This window comes from Janthinobacterium sp. GMG2 (assembly GCF_033949445.1).
Classification (GTDB): Bacteria; Pseudomonadota; Gammaproteobacteria; order Burkholderiales; family Burkholderiaceae_D; genus Janthinobacterium; species Janthinobacterium aestuarii.
Genome location: NZ_JAXAWA010000005.1, coordinates 138,169 through 160,422, shown reverse-complemented (window position 1 = coordinate 160,422; position 22,254 = coordinate 138,169). Strand labels below are relative to the sequence as shown.

General features: G+C 62.8%; 20 protein-coding genes and 4 tRNA genes. 11 read left to right on the top strand and 13 right to left on the bottom strand.

Annotation, left to right across the window (positions count from 1 at the left end; genetic code table 11):
• Nucleotides 1-46 precede the first annotated feature (46 nt).
• The 4 genes from SKZ59_RS19210 to SKZ59_RS19195 all read left to right on the top strand — a co-directional run bounded on the left by SKZ59_RS19210 (nt 47) and on the right by SKZ59_RS19195 (nt 830).
• Nucleotides 47-131: transfer RNA gene (locus SKZ59_RS19210), tRNA-Leu, on the top strand.
• Nucleotides 132-431: 300 nt separating this feature from the next.
• A tRNA-Leu gene (locus SKZ59_RS19205) sits at nt 432-516 on the top strand.
• 69 nt (nt 517-585) lie between these two features.
• Nucleotides 586-670: transfer RNA gene (locus SKZ59_RS19200), tRNA-Leu, on the top strand.
• A gap of 75 nt (nt 671-745) precedes the next feature.
• Nucleotides 746-830: transfer RNA gene (locus SKZ59_RS19195), tRNA-Leu, on the top strand.
• Between the two features lie 91 nt (nt 831-921).
• On the opposite strand, the gene SKZ59_RS19190 is transcribed toward SKZ59_RS19195, so the two are convergent.
• Complete coding sequence (locus SKZ59_RS19190) at nt 922-1,773, bottom strand: SDR family oxidoreductase (RefSeq protein ID WP_319992648.1); 852 nt, start codon at nt 1,771-1,773, stop codon at nt 922-924.
• Nucleotides 1,774-1,889: 116 nt separating this feature from the next.
• Between SKZ59_RS19190 and SKZ59_RS19185 the strand changes: the two genes are divergently transcribed.
• The 4 genes from SKZ59_RS19185 (at nt 1,890) to phaP (ending at nt 5,622) form a co-directional block, all read left to right on the top strand.
• Nucleotides 1,890-2,318, top strand: a complete 429-nt coding sequence (locus tag SKZ59_RS19185) for a winged helix-turn-helix transcriptional regulator (protein WP_070304194.1) — start codon at nt 1,890-1,892, stop codon at nt 2,316-2,318.
• 102 nt (nt 2,319-2,420) lie between these two features.
• The gene (locus tag SKZ59_RS19180) at nt 2,421-4,661 is read left to right on the top strand and encodes an ATP-binding protein (RefSeq protein ID WP_319992647.1); all 2,241 of its coding nucleotides are present in this window, start codon (nt 2,421-2,423) and stop codon (nt 4,659-4,661) included.
• 46 nt (nt 4,662-4,707) lie between these two features.
• Nucleotides 4,708-4,902: a hypothetical protein gene (locus SKZ59_RS19175; protein ID WP_034755105.1), complete on the top strand. Its 195-nt coding sequence runs from the start codon at nt 4,708-4,710 to the stop codon at nt 4,900-4,902.
• 108 nt (nt 4,903-5,010) lie between these two features.
• Nucleotides 5,011-5,622, top strand: coding sequence for a TIGR01841 family phasin (phaP, locus tag SKZ59_RS19170; RefSeq protein ID WP_319992646.1), 612 nt, complete (start codon nt 5,011-5,013; stop codon nt 5,620-5,622).
• 132 nt (nt 5,623-5,754) lie between these two features.
• Here phaP and SKZ59_RS19165 read toward each other — a convergent pair whose 3' ends face one another.
• Nucleotides 5,755-6,984, bottom strand: a complete 1,230-nt coding sequence (locus tag SKZ59_RS19165; RefSeq protein ID WP_219329798.1) for an MFS transporter — start codon at nt 6,982-6,984, stop codon at nt 5,755-5,757.
• A 156-nt stretch (nt 6,985-7,140) separates the two neighbouring features.
• On the opposite strand from SKZ59_RS19165, the gene SKZ59_RS19160 reads away from it, so the two are divergent.
• From SKZ59_RS19160 to SKZ59_RS19150, 3 genes are all read left to right on the top strand, one after another.
• Nucleotides 7,141-7,845, top strand: a complete 705-nt coding sequence (locus SKZ59_RS19160; RefSeq protein WP_070304190.1) for an SMI1/KNR4 family protein — start codon at nt 7,141-7,143, stop codon at nt 7,843-7,845.
• 90 nt (nt 7,846-7,935) lie between these two features.
• Nucleotides 7,936-9,588 (top strand): VRR-NUC domain-containing protein, encoded by a 1,653-nt coding sequence (locus SKZ59_RS19155; RefSeq protein ID WP_319992645.1) that lies wholly within the window; start codon nt 7,936-7,938, stop codon nt 9,586-9,588.
• Entirely contained in the window at nt 9,585-11,849 is a 2,265-nt protein-coding gene (locus tag SKZ59_RS19150; RefSeq protein WP_319992644.1) for an ATP-dependent DNA helicase, read from the top strand. The genes SKZ59_RS19155 and SKZ59_RS19150 overlap by 4 nt, the downstream gene beginning before the upstream one ends.
• Here the strand turns inward: SKZ59_RS19150 and SKZ59_RS19145 are convergent.
• The 11 genes from SKZ59_RS19145 to phoU form a co-directional block, all read right to left on the bottom strand.
• Nucleotides 11,835-12,572 (bottom strand): LytR/AlgR family response regulator transcription factor, encoded by a 738-nt coding sequence (locus tag SKZ59_RS19145; protein WP_319992794.1) that lies wholly within the window; start codon nt 12,570-12,572, stop codon nt 11,835-11,837. The two genes, SKZ59_RS19150 and SKZ59_RS19145, sit on opposite strands and share 15 nt — an antisense overlap.
• Nucleotides 12,573-12,583: 11 nt before the next feature.
• Complete coding sequence (locus SKZ59_RS19140) at nt 12,584-13,660, bottom strand: sensor histidine kinase (protein ID WP_319992643.1); 1,077 nt, start codon at nt 13,658-13,660, stop codon at nt 12,584-12,586.
• Nucleotides 13,661-13,666: 6 nt separating this feature from the next.
• Nucleotides 13,667-14,482: a LiaI-LiaF-like domain-containing protein gene (locus SKZ59_RS19135; RefSeq protein ID WP_319992642.1), complete on the bottom strand. Its 816-nt coding sequence runs from the start codon at nt 14,480-14,482 to the stop codon at nt 13,667-13,669.
• Nucleotides 14,472-14,855 carry a LiaF transmembrane domain-containing protein gene (locus tag SKZ59_RS19130; protein WP_034755139.1) on the bottom strand — a complete coding sequence of 128 codons (384 nt, stop codon included), beginning with the start codon at nt 14,853-14,855 and terminating at the stop codon, nt 14,472-14,474. Before SKZ59_RS19130 ends, SKZ59_RS19135 begins: the two co-directional genes overlap by 11 nt.
• Before the next feature lie 2 nt (nt 14,856-14,857).
• Entirely contained in the window at nt 14,858-15,139 is a 282-nt protein-coding gene (locus tag SKZ59_RS19125; RefSeq protein WP_175560504.1) for a hypothetical protein, read from the bottom strand.
• Between the two features lie 108 nt (nt 15,140-15,247).
• On the bottom strand, nt 15,248-16,162 hold the full coding sequence (locus tag SKZ59_RS19120) for an NAD-dependent epimerase/dehydratase family protein (protein ID WP_319992641.1): 915 nt from the start codon (nt 16,160-16,162) through the stop codon (nt 15,248-15,250).
• A gap of 93 nt (nt 16,163-16,255) precedes the next feature.
• A complete protein-coding gene (locus tag SKZ59_RS19115) occupies nt 16,256-18,202 on the bottom strand; it encodes a UvrD-helicase domain-containing protein (RefSeq protein WP_034755079.1) in 1,947 nt (648 codons plus the stop codon).
• A gap of 35 nt (nt 18,203-18,237) precedes the next feature.
• Entirely contained in the window at nt 18,238-19,434 is a 1,197-nt protein-coding gene (gene senA, locus SKZ59_RS19110) for a selenoneine synthase SenA (protein ID WP_319992640.1), read from the bottom strand.
• A 77-nt stretch (nt 19,435-19,511) separates the two neighbouring features.
• The gene (gene phoR, locus SKZ59_RS19105) at nt 19,512-20,828 is read right to left on the bottom strand and encodes a phosphate regulon sensor histidine kinase PhoR (RefSeq protein WP_034755076.1); all 1,317 of its coding nucleotides are present in this window, start codon (nt 20,826-20,828) and stop codon (nt 19,512-19,514) included.
• An 11-nt stretch (nt 20,829-20,839) separates the two neighbouring features.
• A complete protein-coding gene (locus SKZ59_RS19100; RefSeq protein ID WP_034755074.1) occupies nt 20,840-21,529 on the bottom strand; it encodes a response regulator in 690 nt (229 codons plus the stop codon).
• A gap of 5 nt (nt 21,530-21,534) precedes the next feature.
• On the bottom strand, nt 21,535-22,245 hold the full coding sequence (phoU, locus tag SKZ59_RS19095) for a phosphate signaling complex protein PhoU (protein ID WP_034755071.1): 711 nt from the start codon (nt 22,243-22,245) through the stop codon (nt 21,535-21,537).
• Between the last annotated feature and the right edge of the window lie 9 nt (nt 22,246-22,254).

Here is a 22,254-nt window from a genome sequence, read left to right as displayed (position 1 = left end):
CAACAAGAACTCAAGCAGCAATGCAATAAGCAATAGCAGTATCAGTGCCCACGTGGCGGAATTGGTAGACGCGCATGGTTCAGGTCCATGTGCCTTCGGGTGTAGGGGTTCGAGTCCCTTCGTGGGCACCATTACCTAATTCGCAAAGAGCCGCAAACTTTCACGAGTTTGCGGCTTTTTTCATTTCCGCAGCGAAAAGCCCTCTCCTTCCGGCAAGCAACTCACTTGGCATGGCTGCGGACAAAAAGCTGCGGAAACCGCTGAAAAAATAGGCAGCCTCAGCCTTTCTTCATAGGGAACAGCCCTTTTCAGGCGAAAAAACATGTTTCTTGAAGAAAAGTGCAAAATGTTGATTGACCGAATGCGCGCCAGCCCTTATGATTTTGTCCTCGCTGCAGAACACGTAGCGACAAGCAGCAAGCAGTAACAATGCCCACGTGGCGGAATTGGTAGACGCGCATGGTTCAGGTCCATGTGCCTTCGGGTGTAGGGGTTCGAGTCCCTTCGTGGGCACCACCAGCAACGAGTTGTTCATCGTTGTGATCCGCAGAAAAGTAGTAAGATTGCAGTAACAAGCAGCACAATGCCCACGTGGCGGAATTGGTAGACGCGCATGGTTCAGGTCCATGTGCCTTCGGGTGTAGGGGTTCGAGTCCCTTCGTGGGCACCACCAGCAACGAGTTGTTTTCGTTGTAGTCCGCAGTACAGTAGTGAGATATAGCAGTAAGCAACAAGCAGCATCAGTGCCCACGTGGCGGAATTGGTAGACGCGCATGGTTCAGGTCCATGTGCCTTCGGGTGTAGGGGTTCGAGTCCCTTCGTGGGCACCATTACCTAATTCGCAAAAAAGCCGCAAACTTTCACGAGTTTGCGGCTTTTTTCATTTCCGGATGCCGTGCTGCCACGGCATCCTCCCTCCCCTTACTTCGCCAGCGCCGCCTTGACGGCGTCAAGCAGGCTCGTCGTCGGACGGCCGATCAACGCGCTCAATTGCTTGCCATGGTCTTCCAGGCCACCCTTGGCCGTGCCCGCATCGGAGTCGGCCAGCAGATCGGCAAAGCCTTCCGGCACGCCCACGCTCACCAGCGCCGCCTTGAAATCCGCCTGCGGCAAATCCTTGTACACGATCGCCTTGCCCGACTGGCGCGCCACTTCGGCCGCGTACTCGGCCAGGGTGAACCCTTGGTCGCCAGCCAGTTCATAGATGGCCTGCGGCTGGGCCGTCGTCAGCACGGCGGCAGCTGCCGCTGCGTAGTCGGCACGCGCGGCGGACGAGAAACGCCCGTTTTGCGCCGCACCCAGCACGACGCCATGCTCGAGCACTGGTGCCAGGTGTTCCGTATGGTTTTCCAGGTACCAGCCGTTGCGCAGGAAACTGTAAGGCAGGCTTGATGCCCGGATGGCCGCTTCCGTGATCACGTGCTCAGCGGCCAGGCCCAGCGGCGACGTGTCGGCGCGCAAGACGCTGGTGTAGGCCAGCAGGGATACGCCGGCGCGCTTGGCCGCATCGATGACGTTCTGGTGCTGCTGCGCGCGCTGCCCCACTTCGCTCGACGAGATCAGCAAGATCTTCGTCGCGCCCTTGAACGCCGCGTCGAGGCTGGCGCCATCGTTGTAATCGGCCTGGCGCACTTGCACGCCCCGGGCGGCCAGGTCGGCGGCCTTGGCCGGGTTGCGCACAGCGGCGATGATGTTGGCTGCAGGAACGGATTTGAGCAGGCTGGCGATGACGTGCTGGCCCAGATTGCCTGTGGCGCCGGTGATGACGATCATGATTTCTCCTTGGTACGTGGGTGGTAAAACCCTATAATAGGACTATTACTTACTTATTGTAAGTACGTACCTTTTGGTAAGTATGAATGCAATCCACCTCAACAAGGCCAACTATCATGTCCACAGACACTCCCGGCGCCAGCCTGCGCGCCGCCCTCGCCCGGCAAACCCAGGACGCCCACCTGCTGGCGGCCACCTGCCCGTCGCGCGCCGTGCTCAGCCACCTGACCAGCCGCTGGGCCGTGCTGGTGCTGGTACTGCTGCTGAGCGGCACCCGGCGCTTCAGCGAACTGCGCCGGGAAGTGGGCGGCGTCAGCGAAAAAATGCTGGCGCAAACCCTGGAAGCGCTGGCGGGCGACGGCTTCGTGCTGCGCCAGGCGTATCTGGTGATACCGCCCAAGGTGGAATACAGCCTCACGCCGCTGGGACGCGAGGCGGCCGAACGCCTGGCCGTGCTGGTCGACTGGATCGAGGATAATTACCCGCGCATCGAACAGGCGCGCGCCGATCTGGCAACGGCGCCCGCGGCACAAAACGCCGCGTGAACGAGACCCATCCGCATTGCCTTGAGTCATCAAGAATTATCGTTTACTCCTACTTGCCTTGATGTAATACTAGGCCCATGAAACGCGTAAGGGCGCGACACCATGAACCAGTTGATTTCTTCCATCACCGACCGGGCCAATGTGCTGTTGGTCAGCAATTCGCCGAACGATGTGCGCGAACTGCTGTATGTGCTGGACAGGCATAATCTGGGCACGGGACTGGCGGGCGATATCGACGAAGGCGTGGAACTGGCGGCCGGCGGCACGGACCTGATCCTGCTCGACGCGGCCCTGGCGGGCTCGAATATCGGCGCCACCTGCATGCGCCTGCGCAATGCGGGCGGACGCCACAGCGTGCCCCTGCTGCTGATGTCGGCCACGCCCAGCGCCGAGGAACAGGGCCGCAGCGTGGGCGCCGGCGCCTCCGACTACATCAAGATGCCCTTCAACGCGCGCGACGTGGCGGAAAAAATCCTCATGGAACTGGCGCTGCACAAGGCCGAGGCGCCCGCGCCGCGTGCGGCCACGCCGCCACGCCCCCTGCATCCGCAAACGCTGGAAGTCAATTACCACTCGATCCTGGCCGGCTCGCCCGACGCCGTGCTGCTGTTCGATATCGACAACGGCCTGCTGATCGACGCCAACCACCTGGCCGAAGAATTGTTCGGCATGCCGCTGGCCGAGCTGCTGCAAGGCGGCATGGAGCCGCTGTTCCCCCAGCATCAGAGCGACGGCCGCGCCTCGCCGCAACTGCTGGAAGAAAAGATCCGCGATACCTTGCAAGGCAAGATCGTCGTCTTCCGCGCCAGCTGCTGCCACCGCGACAGCCGCCCGATCGCCTGCGAAATCCGGCTGATGCGCCTGTCCGTGCCGGGCCGCCAGCTCGTGCATGCGCGCATCATCGACTTGACTGAACGCAACCTCGCCGAAGCGATGCGCTCGGGCCAGAGCGCCCTGCTGGAAATGGTCGCCAAGGGCGCGCCGCTGATCCCGACCCTGAACCAGCTGCTGCTGTTAATCGAAGGCCAGTCGCGCGGCGTGCTCTGCTCCATCATGCTGCTCGACGACGACGGCGTCCACATGCACAGCGCGGCCGGCCCCAGTCTGCCGCCAGACTACATGGCCCTGCTCGAAGGCGTGGCCATCGGCCCCGGCGTGGGTTCTTGCGGCACGGCCATGTTCCTGCGCGAACCGGTGGTGGTCAGCGACATCATGTGCGATCCGCTGTGGGCGCCCTACCGCGAACTGGCCGCGCCGTTCGGCTTGCGCGCCTGCTGGTCGCGCCCCATCTTCGGCCAGGATGGCGCCGTACTCGGTTCCTTCGCCATGTACTACCGCGATGTGCGCAAGCCCGATGCGCGCGACCTCGAGCTGATCGACACGGCGACCGACCTGGCAGGCATCGCGATTGGCCGCATGCGCCACGAGCGCGAACTGGAGCGCCACCGCGCCCACCTGGAAGAGCTGGTGGCCGAACGCACGGCGGCCCTGACGCAGGCCAAGGAACACTCGGAACAGACGAACCGCGAATTGGCCGCCGCGCTGGAAAACCTGTCGATCACGCAGGAGGAACTGGTGCGCCGCGACAAGCTGGCCGCGCTCGGTGCGCTGGTGGCCGGCATCGCGCATGAACTCAATACGCCGATCGGCAACGGCCTGGTGGTCGCCACCACGATGGCCGAACGCACGCGCGAAATCCAGGCCAGCTTCCTCGATGGCTTGCGCCGCTCCGAACTGGGCGCCTACCTGACGCAGGCCAGCGAGGCCGACGCCATCATGCTGCGCAACCTGCAGCGCGCCGCCGACCTCGTCTCGAGCTTCAAACAGATCGCCGTCGACCGCGCCAGCTCGCAGCGCCGCCAGTTCCTGCTGCGCCAGTTCGTGGCCGAGCTGATGCTGCCCCTGTCCACGCAGCTCAAGGCGGCCGGCTTGACGCTGACGCAGGACGTGCCCGAGGGCCTGGCCATGGATAGCTATCCGGGTCCGCTGGGCCAGGTGCTGAGCAACCTGCTGGAAAACTGCCTGCGCCACGCCTTCGAGGGCCGCAGCGGCGGCACCATTCACATCAGGGCACGCGGCAGCGACGACGGCAAGACGATCACCATGTCCATCGCCGACACGGGCGTGGGCATCGCCGCCGACGACCTCGTGCACGTCTACGACCCTTTCTTCACGACCAAGCTCGGTTCGGGCGGCTCGGGCCTGGGCCTGCATGTGGCGCACAACATCATCACGGGCGTGCTGGGCGGCCATATCGACGCTACCAGCAGCACGGGCGACGCCAGCGGCACCACCTTCACCCTACAGCTGCCCGCCGTGGCGCCGCAATCGCCCGCGCCTTGAGCGGCAAGCGCGCTACAATGCCCGCAAGCATTCTTTCGGAGCACCCATGAAATACCTGATCGCCACGGCCTTGCTGGCAGTGTGCGCCTGCGCAATGGCCGGACCTGCCCCCTGGTACAAATGGCGCAGCAAGATCGACGGCACCCTGTCGTGCGCCCAATCGACCCTGGGATTTGGCTGGGAACTGGCCTCGGGACCGTACAAAGATAGCCGTTGCGAAAAACCGGCGCTTGTTAAATAATGGGGCCATGACCACACGGGGGCACCGGCTTGATTGCAAGCGATGGCATTGCGGCGTCGAAAGAGTATGGAACGATAAGAACGTATCTATTCAAACCGAGGAGACCACATGTTTACGAATCCCGAACAATTCGCATCGGCCACCAAGGCCCTGTTTGAATTTCAGCTGATGACCTTCAACACCCTCACCTCGAAGGCCGTGCAAGGCGTGGAACAGGTGCTGGCATTGAACATGGCCACCGCTAAGTCCGGCATCGAGGATGGCATCGCCGCCGGCAAGGAAATCAGCCAGGCCAAGGATCCGAAGGCCGCCATGGCCGCCGCCGCTGCCCAGCTGCAACCGGGCGTGGCCGGCGCCAAAGCGTATAAACAGCAACTCGACGACATCATCAAGGAAATCCACACGGAATTCACCACGGCCGCCGAAGCCCACGTGGCCGAAGCAAAAAGCAATCTGAGCGCCCTGATCTACGACGTCACGAAAAACGTGCCGCCAGGCTCGGAAAACGCCGTCGCCATCGTCAAGGCCGCCATCGACAATGCCTTCCTCGGCTACGAGCAAGTGACCAAGGCCACGAAACAGGCCGTGAAGACCGTGGAAGAGCAGATCGCCAAGGCCAGCGCGCAAGTGGCGCAGGCTACGGAAAAGGCGACAAACGGCGCTACGGCAACAGCTGAAAAAGCGGCGCCGGCGGCCAAGCCGAAGGCTGCCAAAAAGTAATCCGACGCATTGTTGGCGTTAATGGTGATGTCGGATTACGCGCTTGCGCGCTAATCCGACCTACCGACCTACAAGAATTCACCGGCAAGGTCCGGTATTCGCCCCCTCCCATCCCCCCGAAATAGCCACCGCCTAGCTGCAGAAATCCTGGCACGCCTTCGCCTCGACGGCGCCGTCCAGCTGGCGGCGCCAGGCCGCCATGCGCCACGCGGCCCAGGCGGCGGACAAGGCACCCGCGACGAGGATCAGCCGCGTATCGATCAGGGTCAGCACGGAACCGCTGAGGGCGACGACGATGTTGGCGATGCAAAACGTCGTGGCCAGCAAACCCATCACGGCGCCCTGTCCGTGCGCGCTGAAGCGCTCGGCGCACCAGCCCTGTATCACCGTGTTGTACAGGGCATTCGGAATGCCGAACAGCACGATGGCGGCGATGCCTACCCAGATATTACCCAGCGCCAATATCCCTACGGCCAGCGCCACGCCGCACGCATACCAGCAGGCCCGCAGCAGCGGCGCATGGCGGCTGGGACCGCCCGCCAGCAAGGACGTGATGGTCATCGTGCCGCACAGGCCCACATTCACCCAGGCAATCTCCTGTGCATGGTAATTGGCCGTCTCGACCAGCCACAGCGGATAGAACTCGTAAAAACTGGCCACGCCGCACGTAAACGCCAATTGCACGATGAACAGGGTGCGCAGCTCCTCATGGCGCAGCAAATTGAGCGAATGGCGGTCGCGCGCCACTTGCCACCACGACGTCGTCAATAGCGAGGGCGTTTCACGCTGTAAACCCACGGCCACCAGCACGGCGACGAGCATCAGGGCGGCGGCGGCAATCCAGAACGGTACCGTCACACCCCAATGCAGGGTCGCGCCCGCCAGGATCGGGCCCACCAGCCAGCCCAGGTAAAACGCGCCATTCAGCCACGACATGGCGCGCAGGCGCAGCGGCCCCGTCAACTGGTCGGCCAGCATGGCGCGCGCCACGGCGCCGTTCCCTTCCAGCAAACCCGTGATGAAACGGGCCACGATGAACAGAGGGTAGGACTGGATCACCAGCGCCCAGGCCGTGATGGCGTGGCCGATGGCGGCGCCCACGGCCGTACGCATCAGCAAGGGACGGCGGCCATAGCGGTCCGACAAGGGGCCCAGCAAGGCCGAGCCGATCAGCAAGCCCAGCGGGTTGATGGTCAGCGCCAGGCCGAACAGCAATTTGGACGGCAAGCCCAGGAAATTGTTGAAGGCATTCGGCGCCTCGGCCGCGAACAGGGGTGGCAGGATCGGGTATGGCAGCGAGGCGCCGATGGTCGACAGCAGCGCCAGCAGACAAGCGGCGGAAATCAGGATGATGTTTTTCATGCGGGTTCGGCGGATGTTAGTCTGGCAAGCATACGTGACCATGCCACATAAGCAAACTTAAATGTTTATTAATGATGTCCGTCGTTGCTGCCGTGAAGCGTGCGAGACACGACCTCGGCTATCATGCCCAGACGAATCACGTTTAACGGGGCAAACATGACACTGTCAGAAATTGAACAGCAGCACGGCTTCACCTATCCCGCATTGTATCGGCAGCTGGAGCGCGACGGCATGCTGGCCGTGGGCGAATACGGCCCCGACTGGTACAAGCTGGTCTATCCCACATTGACGGAGCGGCCCACCCTGCTGCTGCATGCGGATGATTTCGAATTGCTCAACATCGAGGCCGTCGCCGCGGAAGCGGAAACCTTGCTGGATACGGACGATTACCGGCAGATCGATCCCGCCTTCCAGTTTATCCCGTTTGCGCAAACGGGCGCAGGCGACCACTACTGCTTTTTCGCGTCAAGCGAGCAAGACGGCGAGATGCCCATCGTGCTGCTGTGGCATGACGAGAATGAAGCCCAGTACCTGGCAAAAAACCTGCAAGATTTCATGGTTCACATGTTGTTGAACAGCATGGCGGATCAGGATACGTACAACGACGTCAGCGACGAAGCATTCAAGGAGCAACTGGCAAAAACCCTGGGCACGCACGCGCGCTACCTGACGGCGCGGCAAGCCGAAGTGTTGCACGCCTTGCTGGCCAGGGACATCATCGATTACGAGGTGGCGCTGCCGAAGGGACGCACGGAAACGCACAGGGGATTGCTGACCGATATCGAACTGGCCAGCCTGCGCGCAGAACTGATTCCCTGTGAAAAGTTCGACAGCTATTTTGCCTACAGCACGGCTGACTGAACATAAAATCGCTGGGCAAGCGGCGGCTGAAGGTTTAAACTGTATATAAACACAGTAAAACCGTTCACCTTGCCCTATTGCCCCCCCCCCATGTTGAGAGTCCTGGAAAATCCCCTGTACTATCTGGATAATTTCCAGGACGTGCTGAACTGGATCAGCGCGCGTTACGCCGATCTGCTGAGCGTTGAAGAAACGCAGTTCATCGCCGCCTTCAGCGCACTGCCGCAGCCGTCGCGCGCCCTGTTCGTGCGCCTCGTCATGCGCAAGGGCTGCCTGTTTCGCGCCAGCAAGCTCAATTACCCGGAAATCGGCGACGCGCGCGCGGCCGCCCTGCCCTTGCTGGCCACGGGCTGGGTCGAAGCCGATCCAGCCATTGCGCTCGATGAGCTGTTCGACTTGCTGCTGAAGGCGGAAATCGTCCAGGCCTTCGACCTCGCCGCCCCGCTGAAAGCGGCACGCAAGGCCGAGCAGCTGGACGCCTTGCGCGAGCAGCATGCGGAAAGCAAACCATTCTCAGCATGGCATCCGGCCTGCACCGACGTGCTGTACCGCATCGGCTTGCAAGTGCTGTGCGACCGCCTGCGCCTGATTTACTTTGGCAACTATCACCAGGACTGGTCGGAATTCGTGCTGTCCGACCTCGGCGTGTACCAGTATGAAAAAGTGGAATTCTCGCCGCAGTCGCGCGGGTTTCGCACGCGCCAGGATATCGAGCACTATGAAGTGCTGCACCAGTGCCGCGAACGCTACAACGACAGCGCGCCGGCCGACGAAGTGCTGCAGGAACTGGCTGCGCTGCCCTTGTCCGAGAACAATACCTGGCTGGCCAGCCGGCGCGACAAGCTGCGCTTCCAGATCGCCCAGCACCTGGAAAAATGCCAGGACTGGCCGGCCGCCTACCGTGCCTACGCCGATTGCCGCTATCCGGGCGCGCGTGGCCGCGCCATCCGCGTGCTGGAAAAAGACGAGCAGCCGCAAGCGGCCTACGAACGCTTGACGATCGCCCTGGCCGCGCCGGAAAGCGAGGCGGAACAGCAATTGCTGCTGCGCATGGCGCCCCGTTTGCGGCGCAAGCTGGGCCATGCGAAGCAGGCGGCCAATGCGGCCGCCGCCGTGGAGCGCATCGACCTGCTGCTGCCCTATCCGGAACTGGCGTGCTACGTGGAAGGCGTGGTGCAGCAGCATTTGATGCGGGAGGATGCGCCCGTGTATTACGTGGAAAACACCCTGATCAACTCGCTGTTCGGCCTGCTGTGCTGGCCCGCCATCTTCAAGCCCATGCCGGGCGCCTTCTTCCACCCGTTCCACCGTGGCCCGGCCGACTTGCACAGCGCCGATTTTTACCAGCGCCGCAGCACGGACTTTGCCGCCTGCCTGGCGCAACTGGACGACGGCCGCTACCACGCGGCCATCCGCGCCACGCTTGCCGCCAAGCACGGCATCGTCTCGCCCTTCGTCAGCTGGGAGGTGCTGGACGACGGCTTGCTGGACCTGGCGCTGGCCTGCATCCCGGCAGTCCACCTGAAGAAGGCGTTCGAGCGCATCTTGCTCGACATCAAAAGCAACCGCAGCGGCTTTCCCGACCTGATCCAGTTCTGGCCACAGGAACAGCGCTACCGCATGATCGAAGTCAAGGGTCCCGGCGACCGCCTGCAAGACAACCAGCTGCGCTGGATCGCGTATTGCGCCGAACACGCCATGCCCGTCAGCGTGTGCTACCTGCAGTGGCAGGCGGCCACATGAGCCGCAACACTTACACCATCGCCGTGCGCGCCCTGTGCGAATTCACGGCCAAGGTAGGCGACCTGGACTTGCGTTTCACACCGTCCCCCACGGCGCAGGAAGGCATGGCCGGCCACGCCACCGTCACGGGCCGGCGCGATGATGATTACCAGCGTGAAATTAGTCTTTCCGGCGACTTCGGCCCCCTGCACGTGCGGGGCCGCGCCGATGGCTACGACCCGGCGCGGCGCCAGCTGGAAGAGATCAAGACCTACCGGGGTGAACTGGACGCCATGCCCGCCAACCATCGCCAGTTGCACTGGGCGCAGGCGCGCATCTACGGCCACTTGCTGTGCCAGCAACTGAACTTGCCCATGCTGCGCGTGGCGCTCGTGTATTTCGATATCGTGAGCCAGAAGGAAACCGTCATGCACGAGGAGTGCACGGCCGAGGCGCTGCGCACCTTCTTCGAACAGCATTGCGCGCTGTTCCTCGACTGGGCCGAGCAGGAAATGGCGCACCGCGCCAGCCGCGACGCACAGCTCACGGCCATGGCCTTTCCCCATGCGGACTTTCGCCCGGGCCAGCGCCAGCTGGCCGAAGCCATGTACAAGGCCAGCAGCCGCGGCTGCGGCTTGCTGGCGCAGGCGCCGACCGGCATCGGCAAGACGGTGGGCAGCCTGTTCCCCATGTTGAAAGCGACGGCCGCGCATGGCCTCGATAAACTGTTTTTCCTGGCCGCCAAGGTGCCCGGCCGGCAGATGGCGCTCGACGCCTGCGTCATCCTCAAGGACAGCGCCCCGCTGCTGCCGCTACGCGTGCTGGAATTGAGCGCCAAGACCAGCGCCTGCGAACATCGGGACAAAGCCTGCCATGGCGAATCGTGCCCGCTGGCCAAGGGTTTTTACGACCGCCTGCCACTGGCGCGCGAGGTGGCCCTGGCCAGCGGTTTGATCCTCGACAAGGAAGCCGTGCGCGCCGTCGCCTTGCAGCAAGGTATTTGCCCCTACTACCTGGGCATGGAATTGGCGCGCTGGAGCGACGTCGTCATCGGCGACTACAATTACTATTTCGACCTCAGCGCCATGCTGTACGGCATGACGTTGGCCCACGACTGGAAAGTCAATGTGCTGGTCGACGAGGCGCACAATATGGTGTCGCGCGCGCGCAGCATGTATACCGCCGAACTGGCGCAGATCGACCTGAAGATGCTGCGCAAGTTCGCTCCCGACACCTTGAAAAAGCCGCTCGACCGCCTCTCGCGCCAGTGGACGGCTTTGTTGAAAGAACAGGATGGCGATTACCACGTGCATGCGGCCTTGCCCGACAAATTCTTTGGCGCCCTGCAGGGCGTGGCCACGGCCATCGGCGACTACATGGCCGAACACGCTACGGCCCTGGACGAGGACTTGCAGCGCTTTTACTTTGACGTGCTGCTGATCAACCGCCTGGCGGAAAGTTTCGGCGAGCATTCGCTGTTCGACGTCAGCAAAACAGACACTGGCTCCACCGTCTGCATCCGCAACATCGTGCCGGCACCGTTTCTCAAGGAACGCTTCGCGGCCAGTCACAGCACGGCCCTGTTTTCCGCCACCCTGAGTCCGTGGAATTACTACAGCGACACCCTGGGCATGCCGGCCGACACGGCCTGGGTCGACGTGGAATCGCCATTCCAGGCGGAACAATTGTCCGTGCGCGTGGCCGACACGATTTCCACGCGCTACCAGCACCGCGCCGCCTCGCTGCTGCCCATCGCCCAGCTGATGGCGAAGCAATACGCGGAAACGCCGGGCAACTACCTGGCCTTCTTCAGCAGCTTCGACTACATGGAAAAGACGGCCCACTTGTTCTCCCAGCATTATCCGGACGTGCCCCTGTGGCAACAGCCGCGCCGCATGGATGACAGTGCCCGCGCACAATTCCTCGGACGTTTCGGCCTGGACACGCGCGGCATCGGCTTTGCCGTGCTCGGCGGCGCGTTCGGCGAAGGCATCGACTTGCCCGGCGCACGCCTGATCGGCGCCTTCATCGCCACCCTGGGTTTGCCGCAGATCAATCCCGTCAACGAGCAGATCCGCCAGCGCATGGGCGACATCTTCGGCGCCGGCTACGACTACACGTATCTGTATCCGGGCATGCAGAAGGTGGTGCAGGCTGCCGGCAGGGTGATCCGCACGCAGTCGGACAAGGGCGTCGTCTACCTGATCGACGACCGTTTTTCGCGCCCGGAAATCCGGCAACTCTTGCCCACCTGGTGGGATGTGCAGCTAGCCAACCAGTAACTTCAGCTTCTGGTAGCCCGCCTTGCTCACGGGAATGCGCGTGTCATCGCGCAGGATGGCCACGTGGCTGTCTTTCGTTGCCGCCTCGATGCGGCGGATGCCGTCGATATTGAGCAGATACGACCTGTGCACGCGCAGGAACTTGGCGGGATCGAGCTGGGTTTCCAGCTCCGCCAGCGTCTGGCTTTTCAGGTAGGACTTGCCTTCGGAGCAGATGCTGATGTAATCGTCCTGCGCCTCGATGTAGTCGATGCGCGCGCTGGCGATGACGTGCACCTTGGCGCCGTCGCGGATCAGCACGCGGTCCAAAGGCGCGGCGCGCGTGGCCGCCTCGCGCGCCAGCGTTTGTACAGCAGTGGACGCGGCCGGCGTGCTGCGGTTGGCGCGCGCATGGGCCAGCGCCTGGTCGAAGCGCTGTTCGCTGAACGGTTTGAGCAGATAGTCGAGGGCATGACATTCGAACGCTTTCAAGGCGTACTGGTCGTAGGCCGTGACAAAGATCAAACGCGTCTTCGCGCCGATCAATTCCGCCACTTCAAAACCGTCCAGGCGCGGCATCTGGATGTCGAGGAACACCAGTTCCGGTTCCAGTTCCGCAATGGCCTTGACGGCGTCAAAGCCGTTGGCGCACTCGGCCACGATCTCGATATCGTCGTGACGCGCCAGGTATTCGCGCAACACGCTGCGCGCCAGCAATTCGTCATCGACGATGGCTACCCGCATTCTTGCCTGCATCATGCTTCCTCCGTGTCGCCGGTCTGTGCCGGCATCGATAGCGTTACTTCAAACGCCGCGCCGCGCCGCGCCCAATGCACGCCCGCTTCGTGTCCATACGCACCGGCCAGGCGCTGGCGCACATTTTCCAGGCCCACGCCGTTGCCGCGCGCCGGCCCCTGATCCGCATCGACGGGGTTGCGCACGGCGATCTGCAGCAAGCTGCCCGCGCGCCGGACCTCGATGGCGATCAGGCCACCCTCCGTCAAGCCGCAGATACCATGCTTGACGGCATTTTCCACGAGCGGCTGTATCAGCATGGGCGGCAACAGACACGCCAGCGCGGCAGTGTCGATGCTTTCCGCCACCTGCAGGCGCGCGCCGAAACGCACTTGTTCGATGGCGAGAAAGTGGCGGATCAGCACGAGTTCCTCTTGCACGGTGATGTGCTTGTGCGCTTCCAGGCTCAGGCTCTGGCGAAAGAAACTGGCCAGCTGCACCGTCATCTGGCGCGCGCCCGCTGCATCGATAGACGTCAGGGCGCTGATGGAGTTCAGGCTGTTGAACAGGAAATGCGGATCGATCTGCGTGCGCAGCATGCGCAGTTGCGCTTCCTGCGCCATCAGCTGCGCTTCCAGGCCCCGCTGCTCGGCCATCCTGGCGCGCACGAATTCGAGCAGCAGATAATGGACGGCGGCGGCCAGGCAATACAGCAGCGCGCCCAGGCCGAAGAACAGGGCCAGCAGCGATGGCGTCAGGTTCACGCCCAGCCAGTGCTGCTCCATCAACTGGCTGACGCTGTTCAAAAATTGCAGCAGGGTCGCCCACAGCAAGCCCGCGAACAGGGCCGCCACGCCCATCACGCCGGCAATGGCGAGCGGATGGCGGGCGTGCAAGGGATAGGCGCGGCACAAATAAAACGCGGAAAACCCCGAACCGATCGCATACACGAGAGTGGCGGGCGCCACCAGCAGGACGGCATTGAGCCAGGGCGCGTGCGCCACCCTGGCCAGGATGGCGGCCAGGGCCAGGCCCAGCGCGATGCAGACCAGGAACGCCACCACGGCGCCGCGCCGCTTCGACAAGGGTCCGGACATGCGCGCCTAGTTGCGGATTTCCAGGCCGCCCATGATGGCGTAGCCCGTCACGTACAAACGCTTGTTCTGGTTCGGCGGCACGATGGTCTTTTCTTCGAAGCCGCCAAGGATGGGCGTGCCCTGCAGCACCACGCTCCAGTCGGGCGGAATCTTGATGGTGACGCCGCCGCACAGGGCAAATACGTTGAGCACGGCTTCGCCTTCGATCGAGGCTTGGCGCAGATCGATTTCGCAGCCTGCCATGATGACGTTGATATCGCCGCCCCTGAAGCGCTGCGACGATACGCGCCGCACGTAGCCGCCCAGGATGGCCGTCACTTCGATGATGCTGTCGTCGTCCGCCTGGCCGCCGGCGCCGGGCGCTGCAGTGGTATCGGCGGCTTCCTTGTCGAGCGATACGGCGCCATTCCTGGCCTGGCCGAAGGCGTCAGGCGCGGCGCTGCCATCGGGCGGCGCGGCAAAGTGCCGGCGGCGCTGTCGCTGCCGCCCGCCGGGCAGGGATTTCGACACGACGGCCACGCCGGCGGCAATGATGAGCAGCGGCCACAGCATGCTCCAGTTGATATAGAACAATCCCATGGCTTTCAAGGTCCAGCTCAGGCCCAGCAAGACCATCACGCCGCCGACGATGTAGCCGGAGCGGGAATGGCTTTGCGATATTTTCAGCAAGCCGAAAATGATGAGGATGGTCGGCCAGAAGCGGAAGGTATAGCGCACATTGATGAAGCCGAGGTTATCGAGCAGGAACAGCAGCCCCAGGCCGATGACGATGACGCCCAGCACGATCTGCGATGGCGAGTGCAGCGGCGGTCTATTTTTCATGCTCGGACTCCCGGTAGGCAATAAAATGTTTGTTCAACAGCGGTTCGAGCACGAGGCCCACGCCCCAGGCGATCAGCAAGGCGGGCCAGCTATTGTAGAAATTCAAGTTCCACAGTTCTTCATACGACACATACCACCAGGCGGCGAAGAAGATCAGCCACAGGCCGCTCAGCACCTGCTTGGCGGACACGGGCGTGAGCAGCTTGTTGAGGCCAAAGACGGCCAGTATCACTGGCCAATAATGCCATAGTGCATAGTAGTCATGGAGATAGATCACATCGAGCCGGTCCAGCAGGATGATGGCGCCGATGGCGATCAGCAGCACGCCCCACAGCAGCTGGGTACGGCGGTAATACGCTGGTTCAGGTTTCACGGTCACCCCTTGAAGTTGGTTGATCGTAAAGATACGCGGATTTCGGGCGCGCGAAAACAGCGCTTCGGCGAATGGCGGACAGGTGGCGGTGAATGGCGCAACGGCAGAAACAACAGCCAAAAACAGGCAAAAAAAAGACCGGCTAGGCCGGCCTTGAAGGGGTTCGCAGCACACACCGCGACCTGGAGTTGCAGTGCACAGCCGCAGAGCGCAAACGGCGCCGGCGGCGGAAATCTGGTGCCGATCCTTGAGGCGACCGGCTGACCTGCTGGAAGATCGAACATGCCGCCAACTTCACGGCAGTGCGTCTCAACCAAGCAAAGCAATCATACTCCCGATCGCAAAACAGCACCGTTCGCTAGCGCACACTGGTGCGGTTTTGCTGAGCTGCATCAACCGGCGGTGGCGTGCGGCGGATTGAGCATATCGTTCTCGATCCATGCCAGCACGGACGGCCCCTGCGGCTGCCAGCCCAGCAGCTTGCGTGCCCGCTCGCCGCGCACGCGGCTGTTGGAACCGAGGCCGTAGGAAGCCATCTCGTAGCCCCATTCGGCAATGGCCTCGGGCAACGGCCAGTCCTGCGCGGAACCCAGGTCCAGTGCGGTGGCGATGGCGGCCGTCATGTCGCGGAAAGCCGCTTCGCCCGATTCGACGAAGTAAAAGGTGCCGGCGGGCGACTTTTCCAGCGCCAGCAAATACAGGCTGACGACGTCGTCGATGTGCACGTTGGACCAACTATTGCGGCCCGGACCCACATGGCGCACGATGCCGCTCTTGCGCGCCTGTTTCAATAAGCGGGGCAGCTGCACGCTGTCGCGCGGCAAGGCGCCATGGCCGTAGATCAAAGTGTTGCACAGCACGCTCGCGCGCACGCCCTGGCCTGCGCTGGCCAGTACCAGATCATCGATGGCGACCCGGGCCGCCTTGTCGGCCGTCGGCGCCGGCAGCTTGTCTTCAAAATAAATCTGTTCCGTGCCCTCGCCGCCCGACGCATCGCCCACGATGGACGAGCCGCTCGTGTGCAGAAACACTTTGTTGGTGCCGGCCAGCGCTTCAAGGATCGCCTCGACGGCGCCCCGGTGGTCGCTGCTGGCCGCATTGATGACGGCGTCCGCCGCCTTCGCCTGTTCGATGAGCAATGCGCGGTCGTTCAAATCGCCGTGCACGCCCAACACACCGACCTTGGCCAGCTCGGCCACCTGCTCTGGCTTGCGTACGAGGCCCGTCACCTGGTGGCCGGCGCGCACGAGGCCCGCCGCGATGGAACTGCCGATGAAACCTGCCGCGCCTGTCAAGAAAATCTTCATGCTTCACTCCTGTCTGGTTAGATTGCTTTCAATCACACCAGTCCAGTATGCCCGCTTTCGTCTTTCGCAAAAAGCGGCCACGCGGCAAAAGATCTATGACTTCGGCGCAACAATCCTCTGTTTCAGCTGCAGGGCGGCGATGTAGCGGCTCCGGTAAGCAGGGTCTTCCGGCGTGAGCAAGGTGAGCCTGTCGCGCGCGCGGGTGGCGGCCACGTAGAAACGGTTTTCTTCTTCCAGCGGGTCGGTCTTGCTGCGCGGGAATTCGTCGACGGCCAGGTAGGGCAAGATCACATGGTTGTATTCGAGGCCCTTGATCTGGTCGATGCAGGCGATGACCAGTTTGGCCTTGCCGGTCGAGACCGTCACGGCCTCTTCCATCTCGCCCAGCCAGCCGGCAAAGCCGCCCAGCGCCACGCCCGCTTCGCTGCACACGGCGATAAAACCGTGCAGGGAGCGGGCGACAACCCGCGCCTGGGCCGGATCGACGTAGATGCGGCGCGCCGTCTGTTCCAGCTGCATCAAGCCAAAGATGTGCTGCAGCGCGTCGCCCGCCAGCGCATCGGGAGGCAGCGCACGCAGATAATCGACGGCGGCCAGGGTCAGCGCCGCCTTGTCCTGGTTCTGTGACTTGGCCAGCTGGTTCGTCAAGAAGCCTTCCAGCAAGTCGGGATAGTTGGCCACGTCGGCCTTGGCTTGCTGCAGTTCCGCGCGTGTAAACGGGATTTCCGCGAACGCCACCAGGGCTTCGAGGATTTCGCCGCGGCGCGGGCCGCTCTTGATCGCGTGCAAATCCTTGCGGGCGATGGCGACCATGCCGCGCAGCATAAGTACTTCCAGGCTCAGCAGATAGCTGTTCATATCCACCAGCCCATACGCGATGCCGCTCTGGAACAGCGCCGTTTCCACGCGGATGGCCTGGTCGCGGTCGCGCAGCAAAATGGCCGTCGTGCCCGCATGCGCGTGTTCGAGCGCGGCGATCAGCTGGGCGCTGCACGCCTGCGGCTGCGCGTGGTCATATTCGAGCAGCTCGATGTGGGTGGCGCGCGTGAGAGCCGACACGCTGACCTTGTTTTTCAGCACGCCCACGGCCTGCGCCAATTGCGGGCCGTAGCGGTAGGATGCCGTCAATGGCAAGCGCTGCAAGGTGGGGAATTCCTGCTCGAAGCGCTGGCGCAGGAAGCGGTGGTCGGCGCCCGACCACGTGTAAATCACTTGATCCTTGTCGCCGGCGCCGCAGAAAAACGCGTTGCCGCGGCGTATCAGCATGGTCAACAGGCGGAACGACGCTTCATTCAAATCGTGCAATTCATCGGCCACGATGATCTGGAAAGCCGGCAGTTGCTGGCGCAGCGGCTCGTCGCCGTCGAGCATGCGCACGAGGTCGTAGGTGGCGTCGAACGGCGCGCGGAACTGGATGTCGCCCGTGTCGGCGCCGCGCAAGCCCTCGTATTCGCGCAGCCACAGGTAATGCGTGCGCGACATGCCCAGCAGCTCCAGGTTGTCGTCCAGGGAATTGCTTTCGAAGTCGGGATTCTGGAAATCGAGGCGCGCCTTGGTGCGCAGCTGCAATTTCAAGAATTCGGCGATGGCCCCGTTCGTCGTGTTGATTTCCAGCGGATAGCGGTGAGCATATTTTTCCGACACGACTTCCAGCGCTTCCCAGGCAATCGGGCGCAGCTCTTCATCACTGCGCATGGCTGCCACTTGCATGTTTTCCAGCTGCAACAGCACCTTGGCGGCAAAGGCGTCGAAGGTGTCGACCGTCAAGCGCTTGACGACACCGAGCGGCACACCCACCTCCAGCAGGCGCTGGCGCAGGGCCACGCGCGCCGCTTCCGTGAAGACGAGGGCCAGCATGCGTTCGGGCGCACGTCCCCGGTGTAGCGCTTCGGCCAGGCGCAGGGCCAGGGTCGTCGTCTTGGCCGCGCCGGCATTGGCGTCGATCAAGACCACCTTCTTTTGCGCCGTCTGGATGGCGACCTGCTCCGGCGTGGGCGTGATGCGTTTGGGAATGAACTGCGGGGCGTTATCTGTACTCAAAAGAATTCCTGAAATGGTTGCTACTCTCTGCGCCGTTACCAGGCGCAAGTGCGCAGGCCGGCAAAGACGTCGCCCCGTTCGGGCGCGTGGAAAGCGCGCATGCGGGGCGAATGCAGGCGCGGCGGCGTGGCGAAGGCGGCGCCGCGCAGCACCTGGTGCTGCATGAAATACGGCGCCGAATATTCGCGCCAGGCATCGACCGCAAAGCCCGGATACTGTTCGAACGGCGTCGCCGTCCACTCCCACACCTGGCCCCAGTGAAAGCGCGGGTGGCCGGACAGCGCAGCATACTCCCATTCCGCCTCGGTCGCCAGGCGGCGCCCCGCCCAGGCGCAGTACGCCTGCGCTTCATACAGGTTGATGTGGCGCACGGCCTCGTTCGGCGGCAAGGTCGTGCGCTGGCCGAAGCGCATGGTACGCCATTGTGTTGCTTCGCGCAGCCAGTACAGGGGCGACGAGCGCTCCTGCTGCATCAGCCAGGCGCTGCCGGCCGCGCTCCAGAACTGGCGGTTCTGGTAGCCGCCGTCGGCGACAAAATCGGCAAACTGGGCGTTCGAGACGGCGCAGGCATCGATGGAAAACGGCGGCACGTAGCAGGCATAAGGCGGCGATTCATTGTCGAAGGCAAACCCGGCCCCGCGCGGCGAGCCCAGTTCGATGGTGCCACCTGGAAAAGCAATCTCGCCCGCGCCTGGCGGCAAGGCCGGGCTGGCAGCAAGCGATTCCGGTGCTTCCAGGCCCAGCCATTGCAGGCCGGCCAGCATTTCCTCGCCACACAAGTCTTCGTGCACCAAGGCCAGACGGTACGGCGCCAGGGCGCTGTCGACATTGGCTTCGCGCGACAGTTTATCGAGCACCCGGTCGAGCACTTCGCGGCAATACGTCTTCACGGCGCCCGGACTGGGCAATTCCAGCTTCCAGCGCGTACGGTGCTCCACCATGTTGGCGTCGAACAAGTCGTCGCCGCGCGTCAGTAGCGAGTTATAAATGGCGTCGGCCGGATGGCTGGAAGCGGCTTCGCGCAGGATGTACCATTCGGCAAACCAGGCGATCTGTGCGAGTTGCCACAAGGGCGGATTGAGGCGCGGATGACGGGGCATGCCGGCCACCACGTCCAGGCCGGCAGTAACGTAACAGTCGAACAGCGATAAAGTAGCGTGGCGCGCAGCCTGCAGCGACTGGGCCAGTTGTTGCGCGCCGGCGTGGCGAAAAGAGGTGTTGATTAAAGTCATGGCCTGATTGTAACGACTTATGCCAACCTTGCACTAGTCGCAGAGGAAACAGGGAAGAAGTCCTCCCCTTCCCTCGCTTACTTGACCAGCAACTCGCCCTGCAGCGGCGTGACGACGGACTTGGGCATGCTGACGATGAAGCTGCTGCCCTTGTCGGCCACGGACTGGATGGCCAGCGTACCGCCATGGCGCAGCAGCACGTGCTTGACGATGGCCAGGCCCAGGCCCGTACCCTGGGTTTCGCGCGAGCGGCTCTTGTCGACGCGGTAGAAACGTTCCGTCAGGCGCGAAATATGTTCCTGGCTGATGCCGATGCCCGTATCTTGCGCGATGAATTGCGGTCCCGCCGGGCCATCCTGCCAGCGCAAGGTGATGGTACCGCCGGCCGGCGTGTAGCGCACGGCGTTCGACGCCAGGTTGCCGAAGGCGCTGTACAGCTCGTCATAGCTGCCCAGCACGTCGGGGCCGTCGCATTCCATGGTCACTTCATGCTTGCCGGCTGACAAGCCCTTGGCGTCGCGCAAGACTTGCTGCATCAGTTTCTTGATATCCACGGGCTCGGGGCGCAGCGGATAATCGACCGATTCCAGGCGCGACAGGGTCAGCATGTCCTCGATCAGATGCTGCATGCGGTGGCCCTGCTCCGTCATCAGCTTGAGGTGGGAGGCGCGCGTGGTGGCGTCCAGATCCAGCTCGGCGGAAGCGATTTCCAGGAAGCCGACGATGACGGTGAGTGGCGTGCGCAGTTCGTGCGAGGCGTTGGCGATGAAGTCGCGGCGCATCATTTCGATGCGTTCCGTCTCCGTCACATCGTGCGTGACGAGGATCTGGCGGCGGTTCTCGAATGGAATGATCTGCACGATCAGCTTGCGGTTGCGGAAGGTGATCGTCAGCGGCTGGTCGTAGCGGCCCAGGATGATGTAATCCATGAACTCGGGACTGCGGATCAAATTCGTCACGCGCATGCCCTTGTCGCGCTCGTGCGTGAGACCCAGGTGTTTCTCGGCGGCCGGGTTGCACCATTCGAGGAACAGCACGTCGTCCATGATGACGACGCCGTCGGGCAGCAGGTGCATGGCCTGGCGGAAACGCGCCAGCCATTCCGTCAGCTCGGCCTGGTTTTTCTCGTCGTCGCGGCGCATGCGGTACAGGCGCGCGAAAATGCTGGTCCAGGCGCCCCAGCCGTCGGGCAGCTTGGCGCTTTGCGGATTGTCCAGCCAGTTACTCAGCTGGAACAGATATGACAGCTGCACGAACACCATCATGGCCATCAGCACGAAGGCGATGCCCAGCGCATACGTGGCGCCAAACAGATACCAGACGACGGCCACGCCCAGCAGCGCCAGCACCATGCGCAAGGCGGCCGGTACCCAGAACAGCAATTTCGGATTCATAGAGTCAAGCTTTACTTTTCAGACAACATGTAGCCGACGCTGCGCACCGTCTTGATCAGGCTTTCCGCCTCTTTCAAGGCTTTGCGCAAGCGCAATACGTGGACATCGACCGTGCGTTCCTCGATCACCACATGGTCGCCCCACACCTTGTCGAGCAGCTGGCTGCGCGAAAACACGCGCTCCGGATGGGCCAGCAGGAATTTCAGCAGCTTGTATTCGGCGTGGCCGATATCGATCTTCTGTTCATCCATCATCACGGTGCAGCTGACGGGGTCCAGCGCCACGTTGCCGGCGCGCATGGGCGCCTGCGCGTGTTCCGGACTCTTGCGTCGCAAAAGAGCCTTGGCGCGGGCCAGCAGCTCGCGCGGCGAGAACGGCTTGGTGACGTAATCGTCGGCCCCGCTGTTCAGGCCGGCCAGCTTGTCTTCTTCCATGCTCTTGGCGGTGAGCATGATGACGGGGATGGCGGCGAAATTGCGGTCGGCGCGGATACGCGACAGCAGGCGCAAGCCTGTTTGATCCGGCAACATCCAGTCCAGCAGGATCAGGTGCGGCGTGCGATGCTGGATGAATTCCCAGGCATCGGCGACGTTTTGTACGGAACAGCAATTCCAGCCGGATTCGCGCAACGAATAGGTCACCAGTTCAACGATGGCCGGCTCATCTTCAACAATCAATACCGTGGTTTTATCAGATGCCATAAAGCTTACTCAGGGAGCTCCTCGGAAATGGCGGGAGCAGCCACCTTGGTGTGGCGGATGTCCTTGCCTTCAACCACGTAAATCACGTATTCGGCGATGTTTTTCGCATGGTCGCCGATCCGTTCGATGGCCTTGGCCACCCACAGGGTATCGAGCGCCGCCGAAATCGTGCGCGGGTCTTCCATCATAAAGGTAATCAGGTTGCGCATGATAGACCGAAACTCATGGTCGATGATGGCGTCTTGCGCAATTAATTGTAATGCCTGTTTGCCATCGTTGCGCGCGAATGCGTCGAGCGCGTCGTGCAGCATGTCGGTGGCCGTATTGGCAATGCCGCGCACCATCTCGTAGTGATTGACGACGCCGTTGCCGCGCTTGTGCAGATTCTTCGCCACGCGGGCGATTTTGGTCGCCTCGTCGCCTACGCGCTCGAGGTCGGTAATCACCTTGATGGTGGCCATGATGGTGCGCAAGTCGTTGGCGGCCGGCTGGCGGCGCACGATCAAGTGGCTGCACGCGTCGTCGAGCGACACTTCGAGCTGGTTGACGACGTCGTCTTCGCGCATCACGCGATCCGCGCGCTCGGCATTGCCGATGCGGAAACACGTCATCGCGTCGAGGAACTGGGTTTCAACGATGCCGCCCATCAGCAGCACTTTCGAGCGGATCGCTTCGAGTTCGTTGTCGTATTGCTTGGATGAATGTTCGCCTATCATGCTGTCTCT

Bases quoted from the DNA above. Each gene is read 5' to 3' on its own strand.
- SKZ59_RS19140 (WP_319992643.1), bottom strand. From the start codon at position 13,660: ATGTCCGGACCCTTGTCGAAGCGGCGCGGCGCCGTGGTGGCGTTCCTG.
- SKZ59_RS19160 (WP_070304190.1), top strand. From the start codon at position 7,141: ATGACACTGTCAGAAATTGAACAGCAGCACGGCTTCACCTATCCCGCA.
- SKZ59_RS19100 (WP_034755074.1), bottom strand. From the start codon at position 21,529: ATGGCATCTGATAAAACCACGGTATTGATTGTTGAAGATGAGCCGGCC.
- SKZ59_RS19190 (WP_319992648.1), bottom strand. From the start codon at position 1,773: ATGATCGTCATCACCGGCGCCACAGGCAATCTGGGCCAGCACGTCATC.
- SKZ59_RS19150 (WP_319992644.1), top strand. From the start codon at position 9,585: ATGAGCCGCAACACTTACACCATCGCCGTGCGCGCCCTGTGCGAATTC.
- SKZ59_RS19125 (WP_175560504.1), bottom strand. From the start codon at position 15,139: ATGTTCGATCTTCCAGCAGGTCAGCCGGTCGCCTCAAGGATCGGCACC.
- SKZ59_RS19165 (WP_219329798.1), bottom strand. From the start codon at position 6,984: ATGAAAAACATCATCCTGATTTCCGCCGCTTGTCTGCTGGCGCTGCTG.
- SKZ59_RS19145 (WP_319992794.1), bottom strand. From the start codon at position 12,572: ATGCGGGTAGCCATCGTCGATGACGAATTGCTGGCGCGCAGCGTGTTG.
- SKZ59_RS19155 (WP_319992645.1), top strand. From the start codon at position 7,936: ATGTTGAGAGTCCTGGAAAATCCCCTGTACTATCTGGATAATTTCCAG.
- phoU (WP_034755071.1), bottom strand. From the start codon at position 22,245: ATGATAGGCGAACATTCATCCAAGCAATACGACAACGAACTCGAAGCG.
- phoR (WP_034755076.1), bottom strand. From the start codon at position 20,828: ATGAATCCGAAATTGCTGTTCTGGGTACCGGCCGCCTTGCGCATGGTG.
- senA (WP_319992640.1), bottom strand. From the start codon at position 19,434: ATGACTTTAATCAACACCTCTTTTCGCCACGCCGGCGCGCAACAACTG.
- phaP (WP_319992646.1), top strand. From the start codon at position 5,011: ATGTTTACGAATCCCGAACAATTCGCATCGGCCACCAAGGCCCTGTTT.
- SKZ59_RS19120 (WP_319992641.1), bottom strand. From the start codon at position 16,162: ATGAAGATTTTCTTGACAGGCGCGGCAGGTTTCATCGGCAGTTCCATC.
- SKZ59_RS19135 (WP_319992642.1), bottom strand. From the start codon at position 14,482: ATGAAAAATAGACCGCCGCTGCACTCGCCATCGCAGATCGTGCTGGGC.
- SKZ59_RS19180 (WP_319992647.1), top strand. From the start codon at position 2,421: ATGAACCAGTTGATTTCTTCCATCACCGACCGGGCCAATGTGCTGTTG.
- SKZ59_RS19185 (WP_070304194.1), top strand. From the start codon at position 1,890: ATGTCCACAGACACTCCCGGCGCCAGCCTGCGCGCCGCCCTCGCCCGG.
- SKZ59_RS19175 (WP_034755105.1), top strand. From the start codon at position 4,708: ATGAAATACCTGATCGCCACGGCCTTGCTGGCAGTGTGCGCCTGCGCA.